The sequence below is a fragment of the Sphaerobacter thermophilus DSM 20745 genome, from assembly GCF_000024985.1.
Classification (GTDB): domain Bacteria; phylum Chloroflexota; class Chloroflexia; order Thermomicrobiales; family Thermomicrobiaceae; genus Sphaerobacter; species Sphaerobacter thermophilus.
The window spans coordinates 1,015,259-1,039,453 of sequence record NC_013523.1 but is presented as its reverse complement, the minus strand read 5'-3'; the positions used below and the strand labels follow the sequence as shown (position 1 = coordinate 1,039,453).

Sequence of the window (24,195 nt, the reverse complement as noted above, 5' to 3'; positions counted from 1 at the left end):
CAGGCCCTCACGCGGGGAGCGGCTCCTCCGAAACGGGAGCGGGACGTGAGTCGAACGACAATTCATCATCAGTAAGTGCGCGACCCTGCGCGACGAGCGCGACCCAGTTGGGCACGGCATCAAGCGGGATAATCGCGCGGTGCCCAGCGTACTTGCGGAGCCAGCGACCGAGGAGGTGCACCTGATCGAGTGAATCCTGATCAACAGCAGGCATCGTCGTTTGCTGAGCGCGCTCCCAACTGCGCGCCAGCCGCGCCGCCACGTCGTCGTCCGTGGCGCCGGCCGCGGCCCGGATCTGCGCCCAGAGTCGCCCCCGCACCACGAGCAGGAACTCCCGCGCCCCGGATTCCGGCGACGGCGTGACAATGAGCACCGTGCCGCGCTGCTCGGTCTCCGCCAGGAGTTGCTGGCTCAACACCAGCTGCTGCACCCGCCGGATGCGGTCCCGCAGGCGGCTGGCACGCTCGAAGTCCAGCCGCTCGGCGCACGCAACCAGCTCCTGATGCAGCCGCGCCATGACCTCGTCCCGCCCGCCGCGGAGGAACCCGATCACGTCCTGAACCGCCTGGCGATAGGCGTCCCGGTCCACCATCCCGGTGCAGGGGCCCAGGCATTGGCCTAACGACAGCCGGAGGCAGGGTGAACCGTAGCTGCGTGCGGTACGGAAGGAACGTGCACAGGTTCGGAGCGGGAACACCTCGTTGATGAGATCGACCGTCTCACGAGCGGAGCGCGCCACGCGGAACGGACCGAAGTAGACCGCGCCGTCGTCCGCGCGCTGGCGCGTCAGCGTCACCCGCGGCCACGGGTTCCCGATGTCGATCTTGATGTACGGGTACGCCTCGTTGTTCCGCATCTGGGTGTTGTACTGCGGCCGGTAGCGCCGGATGAACTGCGCCTCCAGAAGCAGCGCCTCCAGCTCCGAACCGGTCTCGACCACCTCGATCCGCTCGATCGACTCCAGCAGCCCGTCCATCTTGCGCGTGTAGCCGAGCGGCTGCGAGTAGTAAGAGGACACCCGATTGCGCAGATCCTTGGCCTTGCCGACGTAGATCACGCGCTCCCGCGCGCCGTACATCAGATACACGCCGGGTGCATGCGGGATACCCTCAAGGTGCGAACGATCAAGCACCGCCCTTCCGCGCCCAACCGGACCACGCCGCTTCGGCACCGGCACCCGCGTGGCAGCGGCGCGCTGCAGACCGTCGAAGGTGGTCAGCCCCCGCTCCCGCGCCAACTCCCCCAACCGAGCCAGCAACAACGCCGTCAGTGCCGCGTCGGCCTCGGCCCGGTGACGCTCGCGGAACTCCAACCCGAGCGCCAGGCACGCGGCGTCGAGGCCCGAGCGCCGCATCCCCGGGATCAACTGCGTCGACAGGGGCAACAGGTCGAGCCTAGGGTTGATCAAAGGCGGCCGCCCGAGCCGCTTCAGCTCGGCATTGAGGAAAGCGATGTCGAACTCGACGTTGTAGCCGATGAGGAGGTCGTCTCCGAGGAAAGCAGTCAGTTCGTCCGCCACCCGGCGGAAGACGGGAGCACCTGCCAACGCCGTCTCATCGATGCCGGTCAACTTGCGGATATATGCCGGCACCGGGCGCTCCGGGTTAACGAGGGTGGAAAAGACACCCTGCCGTCTGCCACCACGATAGCGGATCGCGGCCACCTCGATGATGCGCTGGCGCAGCGGACGCAGCCCGGTCGTCTCGATGTCGATCACCACGAAGTCGGTGGGGAGCAGGCCGTTGCTGACCGGTGCGGTGCCGCGCAGCGCCCAGTATCCGTCAGCGCGGAGGTCGAGCCGGTCGTCTGCGCCCAGAACCTGTCGCAGGAGCGGACGCCACAGCGCCGGGTTGCCGGACGAGCCAAAGACGTGCTCGATGAGCTCCTCTTCAGGCACCGCGCCGTCCCGTTCGCGCAGGAACAGGTATGCCCGCTGCCGCAAACCCGCGTAGGGATCGTCCCGCGCCTCTGATCCGGCCGCCATGAAATCCTCCCGGTGACTGTCCGTCACGGCGCGCTGGGAGTATACTTCCGAACAAGTGTACGAACAAGCCGTGTTATACTCGCTGCGAATCATCGGGCTGTAGGCGACCACGGCAGACGGGCAGCGCGTGCGGCGCGAAGGAGTCGGCAGAGTATGGACGACGTGGACGTCCAGGAGCGGATCGCGGAGCTGCGGAAGCTCATCGAGCGCTACAACTACGAGTACTACGTCCTCGATCAACCATCGGTGAGCGATGCCGAGTACGACGCGCTGATGAACGAGCTGCGCGAGTTGGAGGCAGCGCATCCGGAGCTAATCACCCCGGACTCCCCCACGCAGCGCGTCGGCGCACCGCCCTCCTCAGCCTTCGGCACCGTCCGCCATGAGATCCCGATGCTCAGCCTTGCCAACGCCTTCAGTGAGCAGGAACTGCGCCAGTGGGCCGAGCGGGTCTACCGGCTCGCCGGGCGCCGGGACATCGAGTTCGTGACCGAACCGAAGATCGACGGCAGCGCCGTCTCCATCCTCTACCGGAACGGCGTCTACGAGCGGGGAGCAACTCGTGGCGACGGCATCCAGGGCGAGGACGTCACCGCCAACATTCGCACCGTCCGCAACGTCCCGCTGCGTCTCCACGATGTCGACGGCGTCCACGTCCCCGAAGTGCTCGAGGTGCGCGGCGAGATCTACATGCGCAAGAGCGACTTCGAGGCGCTCAACCGCCGCCGCGGAGAGGCCGGCGAAATTCTCTTCGCCAACCCGCGCAACGCCGCAGCCGGCTCGCTGCGCCAGCTCGACCCGAACGTGACCGCCTCCCGCCCACTGCGCTTCTACGCCTGGGACGTCGGCATCATCGAGGGTGGCCAGCACAACGGCACCCACACGGCCAACCTCGACCTGCTCCGCACCCTCGGCATCCCGACCGCGCCCGACTATCACGTGTGGCAGACGATCGACGAGGTCTGGGCAGAGTGTGAGCGGTGGCTGAGCCTTCGGGACGAGCTCGACTTCGAGATCGACGGCGTCGTGGTCAAGGTCAACGACGAGGATCTCCAGGCCGAACTCGGAACCGTGTCCCGCGAGCCGCGCTGGGCCATTGCGTACAAGTTCCCTGCAATCCAGAAGACGACCATCCTGCGCGACATCGAAGTCAACGTCGGCCGCACCGGCAGCCTGAACCCGGTGGCAATCCTCGACCCGGTCGAGATCGGCGGCGTGGTCGTCCGACGCGCCACCCTGCACAACGAGGACGAAATCCGGCGGCTCGATCTCTTGATCGGCGACAGGGTCGTCGTCCAGCGCTCAGGTGACGTCATCCCCAAGATCGTGGCCGTCGTGGTCTCGGCGCGCGACGGCGACGAGCGTCCCTTCACCATGCCGGACCACTGCCCGGTCTGCGGCGCGGCGGCCGTCCGGCTCGAAGGGGAAGTGATGCGCTACTGCGTGAACGCTTCCTGCCCCGCCCGGCTGCGCGAGGCGGTGCGGCACTTCGTCTCACGCGGTGCAATGGACATCGAGGGGTTCGGCAGCCGTCTGGCCGAGCAGTTCGTCGACCTCGGTCTGATCCACTCCGTCGCCGACATCTACGAACTCGACTGGGAGCGGATCCGACAACTCGAAGGCTTCGGTGACAAGCGCATCGCCAACCTCCAGGCCTCGATCGAGGCGAGCAAGGAGCGCCCACTGTCGCGCCTCCTCCACGCCCTCGGCATCCGCCACGTCGGTGAGCGCAACGCCCGCCTGCTGGCCCAGCACTTCAACAGCATGGACCGGATCGCCGCCGCGTCGATCGAGGAGTTGCAGGGCATCCCCGGCTTCGGAAGGGTCGTCGCCGAGGCCGTGTACGACTTCTTCCGCGAGCCGCAGAACCTGGCGCTGATCCAGCGCCTGCGCGCCCACGGCCTCCGCATGACCGAGGCAGACGGCGACACCGCGCCGGTCGACGGCCGCCTCGCCGGAAAGACGGTCGTCCTCACCGGTCGGCTCGAGTCCATGACGCGCGAGCAGGCGCAGGAGGCGCTGCGCCGAATGGGAGCCACGGTCACGAGTTCGGTGTCGCGTAAGACCGACTTTGTCATCGTCGGACAGGATCCGGGGAGCAAGGCCGACCGCGCGCGGGAGCTGGGCGTTCAGATCCTTGACGAGCAGGCCTTCCTGGCGCTCCTCAACGGCGCGACGGACGAAGACCCGAGCTAGCGCCGACGCCTGACAAGGAGCAACGTGGTCCGGCTACCGCACCGAGACCCGAGCGGACGATCCAGTCTACGTTGTCCGGACAATCGGCAGAATTGCGTTCATGATCCTTGAACGCCGGGACGAGCACGTGCGGGAGCCACGCACAACACCCTCGCGCCGCCTCACCGAACTTGCGGCCCTCCACATCCAACTCCGCGCCCTCCGCCAGGCACAGGCCGGATCCCAGGAGCAGACCGGGTAGGCGGGATACTCTTGAAGCGATCCATCAGAGTGCATCCCGGTTCAAGGACTTGACACACCCCGGCGGTGAGGAGCCGTGGTCCTGGCAGTTGGCGGCACCGGTGCCTCGGGGAGCACCCGTGCGTCGTTGGACCCAGACCGTCAGTTCTCAGAGCGCAAGTCCGGCGCTATCACCCGGCGGGCGACGCGGATGTCGGGGGAGAACCGTGACAGGTGGTAGATCAGGTCGTCGGCGGCCGCGTGGAGTGCCTCGTCGGTCATCGGTTCCAGCGCGTCCAGGATGAACGGCGCCGCGGTGGTCTCGTCAGTGAGCTGGGTGCGGCGTGCCTGGCGCCAGTTCCAGCGTCGGCAGGTCACATCTGCGTCGTCGCACCACACGACCTCACCGGGTTCGGGGTATTCGATCACGACCTCGCCATCAGCCACGGTGTCGAAGGGCTCCTCGCCCGTGGCACGGATCAACCGGGGTGAGCCGCGGTAGCGGTCCAGATCCTCTCCACCGGCCGGAACCTGATGCAGCACGGAGATTGCGTTGTAGACGTCGGTCAGCCGGTTCACGCGGGGCAGGCCTGACGGCGCGCGGCGCAACAGGGCTTCCAGGCTGTTGCGGGTCCGTTGCGGCTTGGCACCGAACGCCCGGTACGCCTCACGCCATGCGGCCACATGCGGGACTTCGCTCACCGGCCGGTCGCGGAGCAGGGCACAGGCAGCGGCCTCAGCCTCGCGGAGCAACGCCTCGCTCATCTCGTCACCCGGGCCGGGGATGATCCCGTCGACGGCGATCAGCAGCGCGCGGTAGTCGGGCCTGAGCGCGAACACCGCGTCGTCAACGGAGGCGCCATCGACGAATGCCTGTAGTGACTTGAGGTCGTGCATTGACACACTCCGAGAGATCCCACATCGATCCTCGACTCTACCTCGCGAAGGCAGCCCTCGAGAAAAACCGCGTCCGGCCGCCGGAACCTAGCGACCGGACCGCGTGCGTCACGCCGCGGCACCGTGCGCGTGATCGAGAGAGGGGAGCACCCGGGTGGATTCGCCGGGTACGACGCGCCGCACTAGGCGGGCTTCGGTGCGCCTCCGCCGGAAGCCGTGGTACCTGGCTTGACCAGTGGCACACCCGCACGGCAGAGGGGGCAGTCGTCCGGCTCCCATGTGGCGATATCCATGCGCGTCAGCGCCAGAAGCGGCACGTCGAAGGCCACCCGCCCGCCGCTGCGATCCACCAGCACGGCGATTCCCAGCACCTGGACGTCTTCTCGCTCAAGCGCCGCCAGCGTCTCACGCACCGACCCGCCGGTCGTGAGGATATCGTCCACCACCAGCACCTTGGCGCCCGGTGGGAACTGGGTCCCGCGGCGGAACTCCCGCGCGGAGCTGCCGTCACTTGCCCGCTCCGCGTAGGCCGCCGCCACCCCAAGCTGCCGCGCGACCTCGAAGGCGAGCAGGATGCCGCCGGTGGTCGGCCCGGCAACCACCTCGACGCCCCAGTCCTGTACCTGGCGCACGAATTCGCGGCACGCCTGCTCGGTCATCCGAGGCTGGCGCAGGAGGTCGAACTTCTCGATGTACTGGCCACTGTGTCGCCCCGACGCCAGCAGGAAGTGCCCCTCTTTCAGCGCCCCGACCTCGCGGAGCAGCGTTTCGAATTCTGCCTCGGTCACCCGCTCCCCCTCCGTCACGATCCGCTCTGAGGCCCCAGCCGGCAGCCCGCCTCAGTACCCTACCTGCACCCGCTGGCGGTAGGTGCCCAGGGGCTGGACGGCGTAGCCGTTCGGCGCGCTCTCCAATGTCTGGACGATGGCACGGGCTGTGTCGATCGAGGTGATGCACGGGATGCCGCGTTCCACCGCCGCGCGCCGGATCTGGAAGCCGTCGAGCACCTCACGCTGGGCCGGCCCCGGTGTGTTGATGACGGCGTCCACCGTCCCGTTGAGGATGACGTCGAGCATATCGGGCGAGCCGGCGCCGATCCGCTTGGTCACCATCTGGACCGGGATGCCGTTCCGCTCGATCATGGCTGCGGTCCCCTCGGTCGCGTAGATGCGGTAGCCGAGGCGCGCCAGGACCTCCAGCCACCCGACCGAATCCGGCTTGTCCTGGTCGGCCAGGCTGACCAGGATCGACCCGCGCGGCGGCAGCGCCATCCCGGCCGCGAGCAGCGCCTTGTAGAACGCCGGGGCAAACGACCGGTCGATCCCCATCGCTTCTCCGGTGGACTTCATCTCCGGACCGAGATGCACCTCGACGCCGCGGAGCTTGGCCATCGAGAAGACCGGCGCCTTGACCGCCACCAGCGGCTGCCGCGGCCACAGCCCGCCCTCGTATCCCTGCTCGCGGAGGCTGCGGCCCAGCATGGCGTTCGTTGCCAGCCGGATCATCGGCACGCCGGTCGCCTTGCTCAGGAACGGCACGGTGCGGCTGGCACGCGGGTTCACCTCCAGCACGTAGATCCGCCCGGCGTGGATCACGTACTGGATGTTGATCAGCCCGACCGCCCCGAGCGCGAGGGCGATCTGGGTCGTGTGCTCGACGATCTTGTCCACCTCGCGCGGGTAGAGGTTCAGACCTGGGTACACGGCGAAGCTGTCCCCGGAGTGGACCCCGGCGCGCTCGATGTGCTCCATGATGCCGGGGATCAGGACCTCCTTGCCGTCGCAGATGGCGTCGACCTCGACCTCCTTGCCCTGGAGGTACTTGTCGATCAGCACCGGGTGGCCGGTGTCGAAGGTCACCGACGTCTCCAGATAGCGCGCCAGGTACTCCCTGGAGTGGACGACCTCCATGGCGCGCCCACCCAGCACGTACGACGGCCGGACCAGCACGGGATAGCCGATCCGCTCCGCCACCTCGATCGCGGCCTCCAGCGAGGTCACCGCATCGCCCGGGGGCTGCGGGATCCCCAGATTGGCCAGGAAGCGCTCGAACCGCTTGCGGTCCTCCGCGATGTCGATGGCCTCGCGCGCGCTGCCGAGGATCGGTACCCCACGCGCTGCCAGCGGCTCGGAGAGGTTGATCGCCGTCTGTCCGCCGAACTGGAGGATGACCGGCACATCGGGCGCGCGACCGTCGCTGCCCGACTCGTGGCGCAGCACCTCGAAGACGCTCTCCTCGTCCAGCGGCTCGAAGTAGAGCCGGTCGGAGGTATCGAAGTCGGTGGAGACCGTCTCCGGGTTGCTGTTGATCATGATCGAGGCATGACCCGACTCCCCGAGCGAGGTCGCCGCCTGGACGCTGCAGTAGTCGAACTCGATCCCCTGCCCGATCCGGATCGGGCCGGAGCCGACCACCACCGCCTTGGCGCCTGGGAGCGGCTCAGCCTCATCTTCTTCCTCGTAGGTGCCGTAGAAGTAGGGGGTGGCCGCCTCGAACTCCGCCGCGCAGGTGTCGACCATCTTGTAGACCGGCTCGATCCCCGCCTCGCGGCGGCGAGCCGTGACCTCGTCAGGAGTCAGGTTGGCCAGCGCCGCGATCCGCGCGTCGGAGAAGCCCATACGCTTGGCCGTCCAGAGGAGTTGTGGAGTCAACTCCTCCTCGGCCAGCCGCCGCTCCATCGCCACCAGACCGGCCAGCTTCCGCGTGAACCAGGGATCGATACCGCTCAACCGGCTGACGGTCTCCGGGGTCCACCCGCGACGCAGCGCCGCCATCATGGCCCAGAGGCGCAGGTCGTTCGGCCGCTGGATCTGATCCTCGAGCGCGGACTCGTTTTCGGACCACAGTGGGTCTTCCCAGCCCAGGTCCTCCTGGTCGGTCTCCAAGGAGCGGACTGCCTTCTGCAGCGCCCCCTCGAACGACCGATCGATGGCCATGACCTCACCGGTGGCCTTCATCTGGGTGCCGATGGTGCGCTCGGCCCGGCGGAACTTGTCGAAAGGCCAGCGCGGAATCTTCACCACGCAGTAGTCCAACGCCGGCTCGAACGCCGCCGTCGTCTGGCGTGTTACCGAGTTCATCAGCTCATCGAGCCGCCGGCCGACCGCGATCTTGGCGGAGACTCGGGCGATCGGATAGCCGGTCGCCTTGGACGCGAGCGCCGAGCTGCGGCTGACCCGCGGGTTGACCTCGATGACGTAGTACTGCTCCGAGTTGGGGTCGAGCGCGAACTGCACGTTGCAGCCACCCTCGATCCCGAGTGCGCGGATGATCTTGAGCGCCGCGTTGCGGAGCATCTGGTACTCGCGGTCGGTGAGCGTCTGGCTCGGCGCGACGACGATGCTGTCGCCGGTGTGGACCCCCATCGGGTCCATGTTTTCCATGTTGCAGATGGTGATGCAGGTGTCGCTCGCGTCCCGCATCACCTCATACTCGATCTCTTTCCAGCCGAGCAGGGAGCGCTCAAGTAGCACCTGATTGATCGGGCTGGCGGCCAACCCCGCGACGACGATGCGGTCCAATTCCTCCGGTGTGGTGGCAATGCCGCCGCCGGTGCCGCCCAGGGTGTAGGCGGGGCGGATGATCAGGGGCAGCGGAACTTCCCGCGCGAACTCCCGCGCTTCGGTGAGGCTGTGGACGATCGTGCTCTCGATGACCGGCTCGCCGATGTCGAGCAGGAGCTGCTTGAACAACTCCCGGTCCTCGGCCTTGCGGATGGCATCGAGGGGCGTCCCGAGTAGCCGCACGCCGTAACGGTCCAGGATGCCCGCCTCAGCCAGCTCCACCGCCAGGTTGAGGCCGGTCTGACCGCCCAGTGTCGGCAGCAGTCCATCGGGCTGCTCCCGGATGATGACCCGGCGCAGGACGTCGAGTGTCAACGGCTCGATGTAGACCACGTCGGCCACATCTTCATCGGTCATGATCGTGGCCGGATTGGAGTTGACCAGGACGGATTGAATCCCCTCCTCGCGCAGCGCCCGGAGCGCCTGCGTCCCGGCGTAGTCGAACTCCGCCGCCTGGCCGATGACGATCGGTCCGGAGCCGATCACCAGCACCTTCGAGATTGGCTTGGTCGATTGCACGTCGTCCGCTACTCCTGCACCCCGCCGATCCGCGTCCCCGTCGTCACCGGCGCCTCCCGCCGGGAGCCCGCGGCGCGAACGCGGTCGAGAAATCGATCGAAGACACCCTGACTATCGAGCGGCCCGGGCGACCCCTCCGGGTGGTACTGGATGGAGAAGAACGGCAGTGAGACGTGCTCCAGCCCCTCCACGGTCCCGTCGTTCAGGCTCACCTGGGACACACGCCAGCCTTGTGCGACCGGCACACTGCCGGCATCTACGTAGTAGCCGTGGTTCTGCGAGGTGATGCGCACCACCCCGGTTTGGAGATCCTTCACCGGATGGTTGCCGCCCCGGTGGCCGAACTTCAACCGTCGCGTCTCGGCGCCGATGGCACGTGCCAGCAACTGGTGGCCGAGGCAGATCCCGAGGAACGGGACTCCCGCCCCGAGAATGCCCTGCACGGTCTCCATCGCCGCCTCTGCCTGTGCCGGATCGCCCGGTCCTGGCGAGGTCACCACGCCATCCGGTGCCAGCGCCAGAATCTCGGATACCGGCGTCGTTACCGGAACGACCGTAATACGAGCACCACGCCGCTTCAGCGACGAGATGATGCCCTCCTTCAGACCACAGTCGAGCACGACGACGTGCGGGCCAGGGCCGTCGATCACCTGCGGCTCTGGCGTCGTGACGGTCGAGACAACTTCATGTTCGCCCGGCGTCCATGCCCGCCGTGCCCGCTCGATCAGCTCCTCATCGCTTCGTCCCGCGCGGTCGGAGACGAGCAGCGCACGCATCGCCCCGTGCCGGCGGATATGCCGGGTCAGGGCACGGGTGTCGACCGAGTGGAGCGCGGGAATGCCGTGCCGGCGCAGGTACTCCGCCAGCGTGCCGGTCGCACGCCAGTGGCTCGGTTCGTCGCAGTACTCACGCACGATCAGCCCGGCCACCCACGGCCGGCGCGACTGGTCATCCTCAGCGTTGACGCCGTAGTTACCGATGAGCGGGTAGGTCAGGCAGACGAGCTGCCCGTAGAAGGACGGATCGGTCGCGATCTCCTGGTAACCCACCATGCTGGTCGTGAAGACGGCCTCCCCCTCGGCATCGACTTCGGCGCCGAAGGGCTCGCCACGGAAGATCCGACCGTCTTCGAGCACGAGTGCCCCCCGGGAGGCGAGAAACTCAGCCACGATACCGCACCTCCCCTGCGATCATGGTCATGCGAACCGCACCCCGCAGCGTCATCCCGACCAGCGGGGTGTTCTTGCTCTTCGACGCGATGGTCTCCGGGCTTACGACCCACTCAGCGGCCGGGTCGAAGACGGTGAGGTCAGCCACGCCGCCCGGGCGGAGGCTCCCGCCCGGGAGGCCGAAGAGCCGTGCCGGAGCGGTCGAGAGCCGGTCGATCACCGTTATGAGCGGCAGCCGCCCAGCCTCGACGAGACGCAGTAGCAGCGGCAATGCCACCTCGAGACCGATCATCCCCGACGCCGCCCGCCGCAGGTCGGCCGGCTTGTCCGACGCAGCGTGCGGCGCGTGGTCGGTCGCAATGATGTCGAACGTTCCATCCGTCACGCCATCCAGCAGCGCACGAGCATCGGCCTCTGGCCGGAGCGGCGGATTCACTTTGGCGTTCGGGTCCGGGCACGGACCTGACACGACGGTATCCTCCCAGACGAAGCGACGCCGCCCGGCGACCCACTCGTAGCTCAGCAGCAGGTGGTGTGGCATCACCTCAGCGGTGACCCGTAGCCCATCGCGCTTCGCCGCCCGGACCATGTCGAGCGCATGCGCCGTGCTGACGTGCAGCACGTGCAGCCAGCCGCCGGTGAGCCGCGCGAGTTCGATGTCGCGCCCGGTGATGATCTCCTCGGCCGCAGCCGGGATGCCGGGCAGGTCAAGCTCTCGCGAGACGTCGCCCTCGTGCATCACCCCACTAGGCGCCAACGTCCAGTCCTCGGCGTGCACCATGATCGGCAGACCGGAGTCGGCCGACCACGCCAGCGCCTGGCGCATGACCGCACTGCTCCGTGTGCTGTCGCCGTCGTCGGAGAACCCGATCGCCCCCGCTGCGGCCATGCCTGCCCAGTCCGCCGGCTCCGTTCCGGCACGGCCGATCGAGATGGCACCGATCGGGTAGATACGAACCGGCAACCCGGCTGCCCGCTCGACCACGTCGGCGATCCGCTCCGGGGTATCGAGCGCCGGATTGGTATTGGGCATGCAGCACACCGTGGTGAAGCCGCCCCGCACCGCCGCGGCCGCTCCCGTTTCCAGCGTCTCCTTCTCCGGGAAGCCTGGATCACGCAAGTGGACGTGCACGTCGATCAAGCCGGGAGTCACCACCAGGCCACTCGCATCGACCACCTCGGCGCCCGCCGGGGCAGCCAGGCCCACGCCGACCGCAGCAATCTGCTCGCCGACCACCAACACGTCGGCGACCGCGTCCAGCCCCTGCGACGGGTCCACAACGCGACCACCCCGGATCAGGATCGGGCGGCCTCCACGGTGTCCGTGTACCTCATACGAAAAAAGCCTTTGGGTTCGGCCGGAACCCAAAGGCCTTGAACGATCAACTTCAGATGGCAGGAAGCCCTCGAATTGTTCTGCGGACTGGCGCAATCTGACCGTTCCCTGTGTTCGTACAACCCCGCCAGTTCTCAATCCGGCGAAGTATACCCCGCCGCACCCCCCTGGTCAAGCACAGGCGCTACCAGCATGTCACCCCGCGAGGCATCTGCACCAGAGAGAAGCGCTCCACGTATCGCGTGTCCCACGGGTGATTGGGTTGAACTTACACGAAGGAACTACGGTAGCAGCACGTGCCCGGGGTTCACCCCCGGGCTGACAAACGAAGCCCGCTTTAGCGGGCTGGAGCCGCGGCGTCCGGTAGAAGGCCGGATCGGATACGCCTGCGGGTAGGCACCACAGCCCCTTAAGTGGGCTCGCCCTTATTCAGCCCGGCGGCTCTAGCCCCGGGCACGGACCACAACGCGGGACCAGTATCAACCTCCATCAACCACCGAGCACGCGCCGATTCATGTATGACGTATGACGCATGACGCATCACCCCTACCGCCGTGCGAGCTGCCACGCACGCCCCGCCAGCGCAGCGGCGGTTCCGAGCAGCAACGCCGGGACGAGCAGCACGAGGTCCCCGTGGGTGCGCGTCAATCGCACCCAGAGATTGTCGACAGAGCCCCAGTCGATCTCAGCCCGTGGGCTCCATCGCTCCAGGAACTGCCATGCGCCGTAGGGCGGGAAGGCATCGATCCGCCAACTACCGTGCGGCCCGTCCGCCAGCAGGCCGTACCCCCGAGCAGATCGGTGACGATACCGGGTGCCGCCCAGGCGATCCCGGCGAGCAAGAGGAGCCCCGGCATCCAACGGCGCGTGCGCGGCCCGAGCGCTGAGGCGCCGAACCCGGCGAGCACTGCCAGCAAAGGGATGGCTGGACCGAAGAGGCGCAGGCCCCAGTTCCAGCCGCCCCACCACATCAACCAGGTCGCCACGTTGGCCAATTGCACGCCCGCCAGCGCGACCATCGCCACCGCGACCCAGCGGGCAGAGGTACGCCACAGTGCCCGGAAACCGAGCGGGGCCAACACCAGCGCCGGGAACTCCCAGATGATCCCCCTGGCCGGGCTGACCAGCACGCCGAGGACACGCGTCGTGTCCGGCATCCGCCACCCCTCTTGCGGCTCGTAGCCGGTCACGAACGGGGATCCGAAGCGTGCCCAGTTCACCAGCAGGGTGATGGCGAAAGCCAGTCCGTAGAGCCCGACGACGGGCAGTGCCGTTCGGATGCGGATCGACGGCCGCTCGCCCGGCCGCAGGTCGAGGGCAACGAGGGCGAGCACCGCAGGAACCAGCAGGCTTCCCTCGACTGGGCGGGTAAGCACCGCATACCAGACCGCCGCGGACGCAAGCCACACGTCCCGCCGCGCCCCGGTCTGCCGGAACCGCGCCGCAGCCAGGAATGCCGCGACCCAGCACAATCCCTCCAGCGGCTGAGCGAAGTCCCCTTTGGCGTAGACGAAGGCGGAAGAGCCGAGGCCGTAGAAGAGCATCGCCCAGACGCCAGCCCGCCGCGAGCCGCCCAACTCCGCGACGAGCCGCGCCAGGAGGTAGGCGGTCACGGCGACGACAACGGCGTGCACCCAGGCCCCGCCCACGGTGTAAAGCCGGTCGAGGTACAGCTCGCTCCAGTAGAACTGGTCGAGCGGCTCCGGCCGGGTGAGCGACACGGGAGTGCTGTCGCCGAACCAGCGCCGGAAGAGCAGGATGCCCGGGAGGTACAACAGCGACAGCCCGATACCGTACTTGCTGTTCCAGACCGGGTCCGGCTTCCAGATCCAGACCGGAGTCTCAAACCGGATCGAGTGGTCGAAGGCGATGGCCCACGCCTGCCGGTACATGAACAGGCCGTCCATGCTGTAGAGCCGCCCGCTCATGACCGCGAAGTAGACGCACATGAGAGCCACCGCGACCAGCAGCTCGACTCGCCGCCGCGAGGTACGCTCTGGCGACGCTTGGCCTCGCTCCTCCACCCTCTCCTGCAGACCCGTCAACGTCGTCCCGCTTCCGTGCTCACCGACAGTGCGCATCGCCTTGGCTCAGACTTGGCGCCACTCGCCCGTCTCGACGGTCTCCCAACCGTCCGTGCGGGAGGCTACCACGACCACGGCCGCGTTAGCTGGGTAGCAGCGATGGAGCTCGTCTGCCGCTATGCGCGACTCCGCCGGGCCGGTGCCCTCCATGATGTCACCACGCGGGCAGTGGTGACTTGGAGGCACAAGAACCCTTTTCGCGGCCTCCGAGGCTTTACTTCCTGTGTCGTTAGCATATACTGGGATCAAGGGCACAACCCAATAACACCGGGGCAGAGCGGAACGCCGGCACCGCTTGAGCCTTGCCTGCTTGTCGACACGTCGCATCCGTGCAGGAAGGAGCTCGGCCGTGAAACTCTTCATCCTCGACAACGGCACGCTCGACCTCGACCTCGCCTGGCTGGTGCTCAACCCGCACACCGGTACCGTCGACAATCCCAACCCGCCCGCGGAGTGGGTCACAATCCCCACGTACACCGTCCTGATCGAGCACCCGAAGCTCGGATGGGTCCTCTACGACGCCACCTGCCACCCCGAGTGGGAGCAGCGCTGGCCTGAAGCCTTGCGACCCGTCTTCCCCTACCGAGCCAGCCCGAAGCAGCTCCTGCCTGCGCAGTTGGAGCAACTCGGCCTCCGCATGAGCGACATCGACATCGTTGTCATCTCGCACCTGCATGTGGACCACTGCGGCTGCCTTGACTTCTTCCGCGGGACCAAGGCCGGTAGCCGGGGGATTATCGTCCACGAGGACGAGCTGGCGCACGCCCTGAAGGTGACCCACACCGGCCCGCTCGATTTCGCCGGCGCCTATGCCAAGGTCGAGTTTGACCTGCCGAATCTGAACTACGACGTCATGATGAGTAACCACCTCGAACTGGCGCCGGATCTGCACCTCTTCCATTGGCCGGGCCATACCCCTGGTCTGATCGGTATGGTCGCCCATACCCAGCACTCGGGCACCTTCATCTTCACCTCGGACGCCATCTACCTGGAGCGCAACCTCAACGAGTGGCGGCTGTCGGGTATCGTCTACGACACGGTTGCCTACTATCGGTCGATGTACGCCATCAAGCAGATCGCGCGGAAGTACGAGGCCACAATAGGCTTCGGGCACGACATGGAGGCGTTCCAGCGGCTCAAGAAGGCGCCCGAGTACTACGAGTAACCGCCCGCCACACGCCAGACAGGAGAGGAGGCACGCGGTGGCGACCGAGCGTCTCATCCCCACCGAGACGATCATCGCGCTCGACACGGTCCCGATCCGCTTCGGGCTCGGCGCGACCGAGGAGCTGGGATACGAGTTGGATCGGCTCGGCATCCGCCGCGCCATGCTGGTCACCGACCGCAACCTCCGGCAGTTCGGTCTCGTCGAAAAGGTGGAGGGCATCGCCCGCGACGCCGGGGTCGAGCTGGAGATCTTCGACCACATCCATGTCGAGCCAACCGATGTCTCGCTGCGCGAGGCGATCGAGGTGGCACGCAAGAGCAGGCCGGAAGCGTTCATCTCGCTCGGCGGCGGCAGCACGATCGACACCGCCAAGGCGATGAACCTCTTCAGCACCCACGAGGGGGAGCTGCTCGACTACATCAACAAGCCGATCGGGGCCGGCAAGCCGGTCCCCGGCCCCCTCAAGCCCCACATCGCGCTCCCGACCACAGCCGGGACCGGCAGTGAGACGACTCCGGTTATCGTCCTCGACCTGCTGGACCAGAAGGTGAAGACGGGCATCTCGCACCGCTACATCCGTCCGACCGTGGCCGTGATCGATCCGCTCAATACGCTGCACTGCCCACCGATGGTGACCGCCTCGGTCGGCTGCGATGTGATCTGCCACGCGGCCGAGTCGTTCACCGCCCGCCCGTACGACACCCGGCCACGGATTCCCAACCCGGCGGAGCGCCCGGCTTACATCGGCTCGAACCCGATCGCTGACCTGTGGAGCCAGCAGGCGATCCGGTGGTGTGCCACCTACCTGCGGCGGGCGACCTACAACCCCCTCGACATCGAGGCACGCAGCTACATGCTGCTCGCCAGTACCTTCGCCGGGATCGGCTTCGGCAACGCCGGTGTCCACATCCCGCACGCCATGGCCTACCCGGTCGCCGGGATGGTCAAGGAGTACTGGCCGCCCGACTACGACGTCGATGAGCCGCTGGTGCCCCACGGGCTGTCGGTCATCATCAATGCGCCGGCCGCCTTCCGCTACACCGCGGCGGCGTGGCCGGAGCGCCACGCCGAGCTGGCAGAGCTGCTCGGGGTCGACACCCGCGGCATGCCTGTGCGGGCCGCCGCCGAGGCAGCCGCCGACGCAATCCAGCAACTGATGCGGGACGTGGGAATCCCCAACGGACTAGAGGAGCTGGGCTATGGCGAGGCCGACATCCCCGGTCTGGTCGAAGGTGCCATGAAGCAGCAGAGGCTGCTGGTCGGCTCCCCCCGGCCGGTCGACGCCGATGCTCTTGCCGGCATCTTCCGGGACGCGATGCGCTACTGGTAGCCATCCGCGCGCTCCACGCCGCGTCCGCGCCCGTTGGCGCCGGACGCGGCACCCCGCATGATGCGGAGGAGCGCCAGCGTGTTGGCCTTCCCGGATTCTCCGACCTCCGTCATCGGCCCGACGCACGACGGGCAGCCCGACTGGCAGCCGCAGCCACGCACGAGGTCGTAGGCCGCCCTGAGCAGTTCGTGGTGCAGGTCGTACAGCTTCGGGCTGAAGCCGATCCCGCCAGGGATCTGGTCGTAGACGAAGATGGTGGACCGCTGGGTGAAGGGCGAGCGCACCTGCGGATAGACGCCGATGTCGCGCGGGTCGCACATGAGGAAGAGCGGCGCCACGTTCCCGACCACGTTCGCCAGGCCGACTAGCGCGCCCTGCAGGTCGGCCGAGCGCATGCGCGCAGTCGCATGCTCCGGCAGCGAGAACCAGTAGGCAGACGTGTGCATCTGTTGCTCGGGCAGGTGGACCCGACCCCAGCCGATGTTCTCGTGGGTGTACAGTTTGATCTTCTTGTACTGGGTCACGATGGCCCCCACCAGCACCTCGCCGTGGTGCCGCTCGGCCCAGGGCTCGCCCTCCGAGAACTGTTCGATGACCTGCACCCGGACCGACATGCTCGCGTCGGTGTAGTAGTCCACATCAACAGGGTGGACGTAGGCTTTCTTCTCGTCCCAATCCAGCCGGTCGACGTGGTACTGCTGCCCCTCGTGCATGTAGATGGCTTCTGTGTGGACCAGCATCGGCGCCGCGAAGCTGTCTACCTCGCCGATCACCCGCGGCTTTCCCGGCTCTCCGGTGTCGATGATGACCACGTTGTCGCGCGCCGCCGTGCGCAGGCTAATCTCCTCTGCCGGGTAGGTGTCGGCTGTCCAGTACCAGGTGTCGCCCGCATGGTGGAGCACACGCTCCTCTTCGAGGTACTCCAGCACCTCCGTGGGGTCCACGTTCCCGAAGCGCTGCCCGTCCTTGAACGGCAACTCGAACGCGGCGCACTTCAGGTGGTCCACCAACACGAGCAGGTTGTCCGGGTTGATCAATCCGTGCTCGGGCGGGCGTTGGAAGAAGTAGTCCGGGTTCTGCACGATGAACTGGTCCAGTGGGTTGGACGATGCAACCAGCACCGCCAGCGACGGCGCATCCCGTCGCCCGGCGCGCCCCGCCTGCTGCCAGGTGCTCGCCACCGTACCGGGGTAGCCGGTCATGACGCAGGCGTCGAGCGAGCCGATGTCGACCCCCAGCTCCAGCGCATTGGTCGACACTACGGCGCGGACGCGCCCTTCACGCAGGCCGCGCTCGATCTCCCGCCGCTGCCGCGGCAGATAGCCGCCGCGGTATCCCCGGATGCTCTCCTCGGTGCCGATTCCCGAGGGCAGTGCCTGACGCAGGTAGGTCAGCATCACCTCCGCCGTGGCCCGCGCCCGTGCGAACACGATGGTGTGGACACCGGCCCGCACCAGTTCGCTGGCGATCCTGGTCGCCTCCAGCACCACCGACCGACGGATGCCCAACTGCTGATTCACCACCGGCGGATTGAAGAAGGCGAACTCCCGCCGTCCGTGGGGTGCGCCGTCCCGATCAATGACGTGCACGTCCTCCTCGATGAGCCGCCGCGCAAGCTCCTCCGGGTTGGCGATCGTCGCCGACGCCAGGATGAAGACCGGGCTTGACCCGTAGTGCTGGCAGATTCGCTTCAGCCGCCGGATCACGTTGGCAACGTGCGAGCCGAAGACGCCCCGGTAGCCGTGCATCTCGTCGATCACCACGAAGCGCAGGTTCTCGAAAAGGTTGTGCCACTTGGTGTGGTGCGGCAGGATGCCCGAGTGCAGCATGTCGGGGTTGGTGATGACGACGTGGCCCGCCGTACGGATGATCCGCCGGATGTTCGCCGGGGTGTCGCCGTCGTAGGTGTGGGTCTTGATGTCCGCCCCCGCAGCCTCGATCAGGGAGTGAAGGTTGGCGTACTGATCCTGCGCCAGGGCCTTGGTCGGGAAGAGATACAGCGCACGCGCCGTCGGGTCCCGCAGGATCGCGTCGAGCACTGGCAGCGTGTAGCACAATGTCTTGCCCGAGGCCGTACCGGTGACGACGGCGGTGTGCCGCCCCTGGCGCACGCTGGCGAACGCCTCGGCCTGGTGGGAATAGAGCTGCTGGATCCCCCGCGCCCGCAGCGCCTCCGCGAGACGCGGCTCAAGGTCCTCCGGGAGCGGCACTGTCTCCGCCGGGCGTTCAGGGATCGTGCGCCAGGCGGTGATGCATGAGGCAAAGCGTGGGTCGGTCCGGAACCGCTCGATGACGGCGGCAATCCCACCACTCTCCCGCTGCACCGGCATCCCCTTCCTGCCCCTGCTGCGGCCCGTCCCAGGCACACGAACATGTATTCTAACGCCGCCGCGATTATAGCACCCGGTTCCGGTCGTCCTCGTCGGCTCCGTCCCCAAAGGGCTGGCTGAACTGGCCACGCGGCGCTTGACGTGGCCGCAAAACGGTGCCATATTAACGGGAGTCCACATCGTGGACAGCAATGGAGAATCCCCGACGGCAGCGGGTACCGGCCTAAGCCTGGCCGGTCCACCCGGGGGAACACCGGTGAAAGTCCGGGGCTGTGCCGCAACTGTGACGCCGCGCCTCGCCGCGGCGAAGCCAGATTACCCGCCGCTGCCGTGTCCGAACCGCCTCGAGCCAAGGAGGGAGGACACCATGGTGCCCACGCTACGCCGAACCTAGCCCCCCAATCGCTCACCTCTGAGCGGCCTCATCGTGAGGACGCAGACGGCCCATTGTCTGCCGTACACTGGGGGGACCTCCATGCAACGAACGATTCCGACCCTGGTGCTGGCGAGCCCGCTCTGGCTCGGTCTGGCACCGCCAGCGCGCGGGAGTCCCAGCCTGCCGGTGACCCGCGCGGTTGACTGGCTGCGTACCCAGCAGCAGCCGGATGGCGGGTTTGCCAGCCAGTCGGGTGACAGCGAGCCGGGGATCACCGCCGACGCCGCCCTCGCCTTCGCCGCGGCCGGGGTTGACCCGGATCTCGTGGCAGCGGGCGGTCCGTCGATCATCGACTACCTGCGCGCCGTGGCCGGCGACTATGCCGACACGCCGGTCGGCGCTGCGAAGTTGACGCTGGTTGCGGTCGCCAGCGGCGTAGACCCGCGCGACTTCGGCGGGATAGATCTGCTCGCGCGCCTCACGGCGAACTTTGACCCCGCGACCGGCCTGTTCGACCCGCAGATCGTCAACCATGCCTTCGCCGTCATGGCGCTGGCGGCGGCAAGGCAACCGGTCCCGGCTGCCGCAGTCAACGCGCTGATCGATGCTCAAGCGATCGACGGGGGCTGGTCTTCCCTCCCGGAACAAGGATCCCGCCGGAGCGACAGCCGCACGACGGCGCTCACGATCCAGGCGCTTGTTGCGGCCGGGGAGCGGGGCACCACCGCGGTCGATCGCGGCATCGGATACCTCCTGGCTGCGCAGACCGACGATGGTTCGTTCGTCGCCCAGGTCGGAGCCCAGGTCCCGGCCGTGGGCGACGCCACGTCGAGTGCGTTCGCGATCCAGGCGATGCTCGCAGCGGGCGAGCGCGCCACGTTGGACACCGTGGCGGTCGGAATGGCCGCGCTGGAGCGCCTGCAGAACGACAGCGGCGCGCTGCGCGCCTGGGCTGACGAGCCCGGCGACAACCTGCCCGTGACGGCCCAGGCAGTCCCGGCGCTGGCCCTCCAGCCGCTCCCGGTGCCGCCTCACACAGGTTTCGGGCGCACCACTGCCATTGAGCGCGCGATGCAACCGGCCTCGCCGAAGGAGAGCTGCGCCTACTACGCGGCGACGGGCCACAACCTGTGCGCCGGGTTCCTCTCCTACTGGCTCGCGTACGGCGGGCTCGCCGTCTACGGCTATCCGATCACCGAGGAATTCATCGAGGACGGCCGCACGGTCCCGTACTTCGAGCGTGCCCGTTTCGAGTGGCATCCCGGCGTCGCTCCGGAGCGCTTCGACGTGCTACTCGGGCGAATCGGCTCCGAGCACACCGCGGGCCGCGCCAGCTCGCCACCATTCGCTCCGGCTGAGCCGATCGAGCAACCTGACTGCCTCTACTTCCCCCAGACCCAACACAACCTCTGTGGCGGGTTCAACGACTACTGGCAGCGCTACGGCGCGCTCTCGGTCTACGGCTATCCCATCAGCGAGGAGGTCGTCGAAGACGGCCGCACGGTTCAGTACTTCGAGCGGGCACGGCTGGAGTGGCATCCAGGTGCCGCATGGTCGCACTATGACGTTCTGGTCGGGCGACTGGGTGTTGAGCTGCTGACCCGCTCACGTGAGGTGAACTGATGAGTACCGACACCATTCTCCCACCCGGCCGCCGCGGTTCGGGGCGCCCGGGGGTGATGCTTTCAACCCGCGTGCTCGGCGCGCTGGCGGCGCTCGCCATGCTCGCCGCACTTGTGTTCTCCCCTAGAGCCGCCGCCGCTGACACGAACGCGGCGGGACTGGTGGTCCGCCACGGTGACGGGCGCCTGGTCTACGTCTACGTCGAGTTCACCGAGCCCGAGCTGACAGGGATGGAGCTCCTCACCCGATCCGGGCTCGCAACGGAGGTGACCACCTTCAGCGGCCTTGGCAGCGCTGTCTGCTCACTCGACGGCGAAGGCTGTCCCTCCGATGACTGCTTCTGCCAGAGCGACGACAACCCCTCCTACTACTGGCAGTACTTGAGCCTGACACCGGACGGGACGTGGAACCTCCAGATGAACGGCCCGGATAACCGTACCGTCCGCGACGGGGATGTCGACGGGTGGTCCTGGGCCGCTGACGACCCCCAACTGCCTGCCATATCGATCGACGAGATCGCTCGACTGAACGGCGTCGACGGACAGGGTGCCGGGGACGGGGCAGAGCCGAGGGTGCTGGCCGTCGAGGTCGACCCCAGCGGTCAGGTCACCACCCGCACCGCCCAGCCGGAGGAGGACGACGGGTCGATGCCGACAACCTACCTGGCCTTCGGTGCGCTGCTGATCGCAGCCGCAGGTGTGGCGATGGTCACCGTGCTCCGGCGGCGACGGAGCGGGAGCCAGGCATGAGCCAGCGCGTGAACCCCGTTTCCTGGCTCGCGTGGGCGGGCGCATCTGCCCTGCTGGTGGTGACCACCCGCAACCCGCTCTACCTCATGCTCGCCACGGCGGCCCTGGCGGCGGTTCTGCTCTCACTGGACCGCCGCTCCGTGGCCCAGGCTGCATGGGGGACTGTGCTCCGCTTCGGAGCCGTGGTCGCTGCGATCAGCGTGCTCTTCAACATCCTGACCGTGCACACTGGGGACCGGGTGCTCGCGCGCCTGCCCGACTCGATCCCCATCGTGGGCGGCCCGGTGACACTCAACGCCTTGGTCTACGGCCTCGTCTCGGCGCTAGCGATCTTCGATCTCCTGCTGCTGGCGGCAGCGTTCAGCGCGGCGGTCGATCGGGCGGCGCTCCTCCGGCTGGTTCCTGGTCCGCTGGCGGCCGTCGGGGTCGCCGCCATCATCGGCCTGAGCATCTTCCCGCAGACGCTTCGCGCGGTTCGGGAGGTCCGCGAGGCCCAGATGGCTCGCGGGTTCCGTATCCGCTCGATCCGCGACGTGCCGCCGCTCCTGGTTCCCGTCCTGACCCTCGGGCTGGAGCACGCCTTCGACTTGGCCGAGACAATGGAGAGCCGCGCCTTCGGCGCCGGGCGCACAGCGCGCATCCCGGCACACTGGGCAATCCCGGCGGTCGCAATCGCGGCCGCATCAGCCGTGGCGGTCGGGCTGGGGTACCGCCTCGCCGCGGCGGTGTTCCTCATCCCCATCGTCGGACTGGTCGTGGCCGCGCGGCGGGGAACGCACGGGCGCGGCCGCTATCGTCGCTTGAGTTGGGACTGGTGTGATGCCGCGATCCTGGCGACAGCGACGCTGGGCGTGCTCCTGGTCGTCGCCTCGATCGCAACTGCCGCCCTGAACTACTCCCCCTATCCGCGCCTTACCTGGCCACCGTTTGCGCTGGCCCCTGGCGTGGCCGGCCTCCTGATTGCAGCGCCCGCGCTGCTCTCAGAGGGACGGCGGCCAGCATGATCCACCTCGATCGGCTGACCTACCGCTACCCACGGCGCTCGACGCCGGCGCTCAGCGCCATCACCGAGGAGATGGCCCCCGGCTCTTACACCGTCGTGGCCGGACCTTCCGGCGCGGGGAAGTCGACCCTGCTGCGCGCGCTCAACGGGCTGGTGCCCCACTTCTACGGCGGTGTCTTCGGCGGCCGGGTGCTCGTGCAGGGGATCGATACCCGCCGAGTGCAGCCGGCCGACCTCGGCCGGATCGTGGGCTTCGTCGGCCAGGACCCGGAGCGCCAGACGGTCATGGACCGGGTCGAGGATGAGATCGCCTTCGGGCCGGAAAATTACGGGCTGCCACGCCACGAGATCCGCCTGCGCGTCGAGGAGGCGCTAGACCTGCTCGGGATCGCGCCGCTCCGCGACCGGGAGATCGCGTCCCTCTCCGGCGGTGAGCGCCAGCGCGTCGTGATCGCCGCGGCGATGGCGATGCGTCCTCCGGTACTGGCGCTGGACGAGCCGACCTCGCAGCTCGACCCCTGGAGCGCTGAAGCGGTCCTTTCCGTCCTCGACCGCCTGCACGCCGACCTCGGGACGACGGTCGTGATCGCCGAGCACCGCCTTGATCGCGTCCTGCCCTCCGCCGAACGCGTCCTGTTGCTCGGCTCGGACGGGAGCATCGTCGCGAGCGGTCCGCCTCGCAGCGTGGCCGCGGCACTTCAGTATCCTCCCCCGCTCGTGCGGCTGGGCCTGGCACTCGGCTGGGACCCGCTCCCGCTCACGGTGCGGGAGGGGCGCCGCCTGGCGCAGAGCATGCCGCCCCCGGTCACCCCACTGAACGACCCATCGGCCGGTGGCGACGTCGTCCTTGAGGTGCAGGGGGTCACATTCCGCTACGGCGAGCGCACCACGCTGCGGGACGTCTCCGCTGTCTTCCGTGAGGGCACCGTCACCGCCCTGATGGGCAGAAACGGCGCCGGAAAAACCACCCTGCTCAAGCATCTCAACGGGCTCTTGCGTCCGGCGGCGGGACGCATCCTCCTGCGCGGCCAGGACATCGCCGGCACCGCGACGCCAGACCTGGCACGCACCGTGGCCTACCTGCCCCAGAACCCCAGCGCCATGCTGTTCAACGAGACGGTCGCGGCCGAGGTGCGTTTCACCCTGCGAGCGCTCGGACTTCCGGGAGATGTCGGCCCCGCACTGGAGATGGCAGGAGTCGCCCACCTCGCAGCGCGCAACCCGCGCGACCTCAGCACCGGGGAACGCCAGCGTGTCGCCCTGGCCGCAGTGCTGGCTAGCGCGCCCGCAGTCCTCCTGCTCGACGAGCCGACGCGCGGGCTCGACGGCGAGGCGCGTGAGCGGCTGATCGCGCTGCTGCGACGCCTTGCTGGTATCGGTACCTGCGTCGTGATGGCCACCCACGATGTAGAGCTGGCGGCTGTCTGCGCCGACCGCGTGCTGCTCCTGGGTGACGGGGAGGTCGTGGCCGACGGCCCGCCGCGACAGGTCCTGACCGGCTCCCTCACCTACGCCACACAGATCAACCGGATCTTCGGCGGCCGTGCGCTCGTCCTCGAAGATATACCCGGCTTCGAGGCGCATCAGCACGCCGTAAGCGATCCGGAGCGCGTCGCGCCGCCCGTTGCCGGTAGTTGAAGCCTCCCGTA

15 protein-coding genes and 1 riboswitch are annotated in these 24,195 nt (G+C 68.1%); of the genes, 7 read left to right on the top strand and 8 right to left on the bottom strand.

The window, feature by feature from the left end; all coding sequences use genetic code 11:
• Positions 1–7: 7 nt before the first annotated feature.
• On the bottom strand, positions 8–1,984 hold the full coding sequence (locus tag STHE_RS04720) for an exonuclease domain-containing protein (protein WP_012871424.1): 1,977 nt from the start codon (positions 1,982–1,984) through the stop codon (positions 8–10).
• 153 nt (positions 1,985–2,137) lie between these two features.
• On the opposite strand from STHE_RS04720, the gene ligA reads away from it, so the two are divergent.
• The gene (ligA, locus tag STHE_RS04715; RefSeq protein ID WP_012871423.1) at positions 2,138–4,180 is read left to right on the top strand and encodes an NAD-dependent DNA ligase LigA; all 2,043 of its coding nucleotides are present in this window, start codon (positions 2,138–2,140) and stop codon (positions 4,178–4,180) included.
• A 381-nt stretch (positions 4,181–4,561) separates the two neighbouring features.
• Here the strand turns inward: ligA and STHE_RS04710 are convergent, their stop codons facing one another.
• The 6 genes from STHE_RS04710 to STHE_RS04685 form a co-directional block, all read right to left on the bottom strand.
• Positions 4,562–5,296 (bottom strand): B3/B4 domain-containing protein, encoded by a 735-nt coding sequence (locus STHE_RS04710; RefSeq protein WP_012871422.1) that lies wholly within the window; start codon positions 5,294–5,296, stop codon positions 4,562–4,564.
• 182 nt (positions 5,297–5,478) lie between these two features.
• Positions 5,479–6,084 carry an orotate phosphoribosyltransferase gene (gene pyrE / locus STHE_RS04705; protein ID WP_012871421.1) on the bottom strand — a complete coding sequence of 202 codons (606 nt, stop codon included), beginning with the start codon at positions 6,082–6,084 and terminating at the stop codon, positions 5,479–5,481.
• A 51-nt stretch (positions 6,085–6,135) separates the two neighbouring features.
• Positions 6,136–9,378, bottom strand: coding sequence for a carbamoyl-phosphate synthase large subunit (gene carB, locus STHE_RS04700; protein ID WP_012871420.1), 3,243 nt, complete (start codon positions 9,376–9,378; stop codon positions 6,136–6,138).
• Between the two features lie 8 nt (positions 9,379–9,386).
• On the bottom strand, positions 9,387–10,547 hold the full coding sequence (gene carA, locus STHE_RS04695; RefSeq protein ID WP_012871419.1) for a glutamine-hydrolyzing carbamoyl-phosphate synthase small subunit: 1,161 nt from the start codon (positions 10,545–10,547) through the stop codon (positions 9,387–9,389).
• Positions 10,540–11,826 (bottom strand): dihydroorotase, encoded by a 1,287-nt coding sequence (locus STHE_RS04690; protein ID WP_245534881.1) that lies wholly within the window; start codon positions 11,824–11,826, stop codon positions 10,540–10,542. Before STHE_RS04690 ends, carA begins: the two co-directional genes overlap by 8 nt.
• A 701-nt stretch (positions 11,827–12,527) precedes the next feature.
• Positions 12,528–13,907 (bottom strand): hypothetical protein, encoded by a 1,380-nt coding sequence (locus tag STHE_RS04685; protein WP_041398817.1) that lies wholly within the window; start codon positions 13,905–13,907, stop codon positions 12,528–12,530.
• A gap of 409 nt (positions 13,908–14,316) precedes the next feature.
• Between STHE_RS04685 and STHE_RS04680 the strand changes: the two genes are divergently transcribed.
• Positions 14,317–15,132 carry an N-acyl homoserine lactonase family protein gene (locus tag STHE_RS04680; RefSeq protein WP_012871416.1) on the top strand — a complete coding sequence of 272 codons (816 nt, stop codon included), beginning with the start codon at positions 14,317–14,319 and terminating at the stop codon, positions 15,130–15,132.
• Between the two features lie 37 nt (positions 15,133–15,169).
• Positions 15,170–16,465 carry a hydroxyacid-oxoacid transhydrogenase gene (locus STHE_RS04675; RefSeq protein WP_012871415.1) on the top strand — a complete coding sequence of 432 codons (1,296 nt, stop codon included), beginning with the start codon at positions 15,170–15,172 and terminating at the stop codon, positions 16,463–16,465.
• On the opposite strand, the gene STHE_RS04670 is transcribed toward STHE_RS04675, so the two are convergent.
• Positions 16,456–18,795, bottom strand: coding sequence for a DEAD/DEAH box helicase (locus STHE_RS04670; RefSeq protein ID WP_012871414.1), 2,340 nt, complete (start codon positions 18,793–18,795; stop codon positions 16,456–16,458). The two genes, STHE_RS04675 and STHE_RS04670, sit on opposite strands and share 10 nt — an antisense overlap.
• A 195-nt stretch (positions 18,796–18,990) precedes the next feature.
• Positions 18,991–19,136: riboswitch (cobalamin riboswitch) on the top strand.
• A gap of 134 nt (positions 19,137–19,270) precedes the next feature.
• On the opposite strand from STHE_RS04670, the gene STHE_RS17820 reads away from it, so the two are divergent.
• The 4 genes from STHE_RS17820 to STHE_RS04650 are packed head-to-tail and all read left to right on the top strand — an operon-like array spanning position 19,271 to position 24,184.
• Positions 19,271–20,794 carry a prenyltransferase/squalene oxidase repeat-containing protein gene (locus STHE_RS17820; protein ID WP_012871413.1) on the top strand — a complete coding sequence of 508 codons (1,524 nt, stop codon included), beginning with the start codon at positions 19,271–19,273 and terminating at the stop codon, positions 20,792–20,794.
• Positions 20,794–21,543: a hypothetical protein gene (locus STHE_RS17815; protein ID WP_012871412.1), complete on the top strand. Its 750-nt coding sequence runs from the start codon at positions 20,794–20,796 to the stop codon at positions 21,541–21,543. Before STHE_RS17820 ends, STHE_RS17815 begins: the two co-directional genes overlap by 1 nt.
• Complete coding sequence (locus STHE_RS04655) at positions 21,540–22,547, top strand: CbiQ family ECF transporter T component (RefSeq protein ID WP_012871411.1); 1,008 nt, start codon at positions 21,540–21,542, stop codon at positions 22,545–22,547. The genes STHE_RS17815 and STHE_RS04655 overlap by 4 nt, the downstream gene beginning before the upstream one ends.
• Positions 22,544–24,184, top strand: coding sequence for an ABC transporter ATP-binding protein (locus STHE_RS04650; protein WP_012871410.1), 1,641 nt, complete (start codon positions 22,544–22,546; stop codon positions 24,182–24,184). Before STHE_RS04655 ends, STHE_RS04650 begins: the two co-directional genes overlap by 4 nt.
• Positions 24,185–24,195 lie beyond the last annotated feature (11 nt).

What these genes read in the sequence shown, in the direction of transcription:
- STHE_RS17820 (WP_012871413.1), top strand. Translation starts at nt 19,271, where the DNA reads ATGCAACGAACGATTCCGACCCTGGTGCTGGCGAGCCCGCTCTGGCTC.
- STHE_RS04710 (WP_012871422.1), bottom strand. Translation starts at nt 5,296, where the DNA reads ATGCACGACCTCAAGTCACTACAGGCATTCGTCGATGGCGCCTCCGTT.
- STHE_RS17815 (WP_012871412.1), top strand. Translation starts at nt 20,794, where the DNA reads ATGAGTACCGACACCATTCTCCCACCCGGCCGCCGCGGTTCGGGGCGC.
- STHE_RS04720 (WP_012871424.1), bottom strand. Translation starts at nt 1,984, where the DNA reads ATGGCGGCCGGATCAGAGGCGCGGGACGATCCCTACGCGGGTTTGCGG.
- STHE_RS04655 (WP_012871411.1), top strand. Translation starts at nt 21,540, where the DNA reads ATGAGCCAGCGCGTGAACCCCGTTTCCTGGCTCGCGTGGGCGGGCGCA.
- STHE_RS04650 (WP_012871410.1), top strand. Translation starts at nt 22,544, where the DNA reads ATGATCCACCTCGATCGGCTGACCTACCGCTACCCACGGCGCTCGACG.
- ligA (WP_012871423.1), top strand. Translation starts at nt 2,138, where the DNA reads ATGGACGACGTGGACGTCCAGGAGCGGATCGCGGAGCTGCGGAAGCTC.
- STHE_RS04670 (WP_012871414.1), bottom strand. Translation starts at nt 18,795, where the DNA reads ATGCCGGTGCAGCGGGAGAGTGGTGGGATTGCCGCCGTCATCGAGCGG.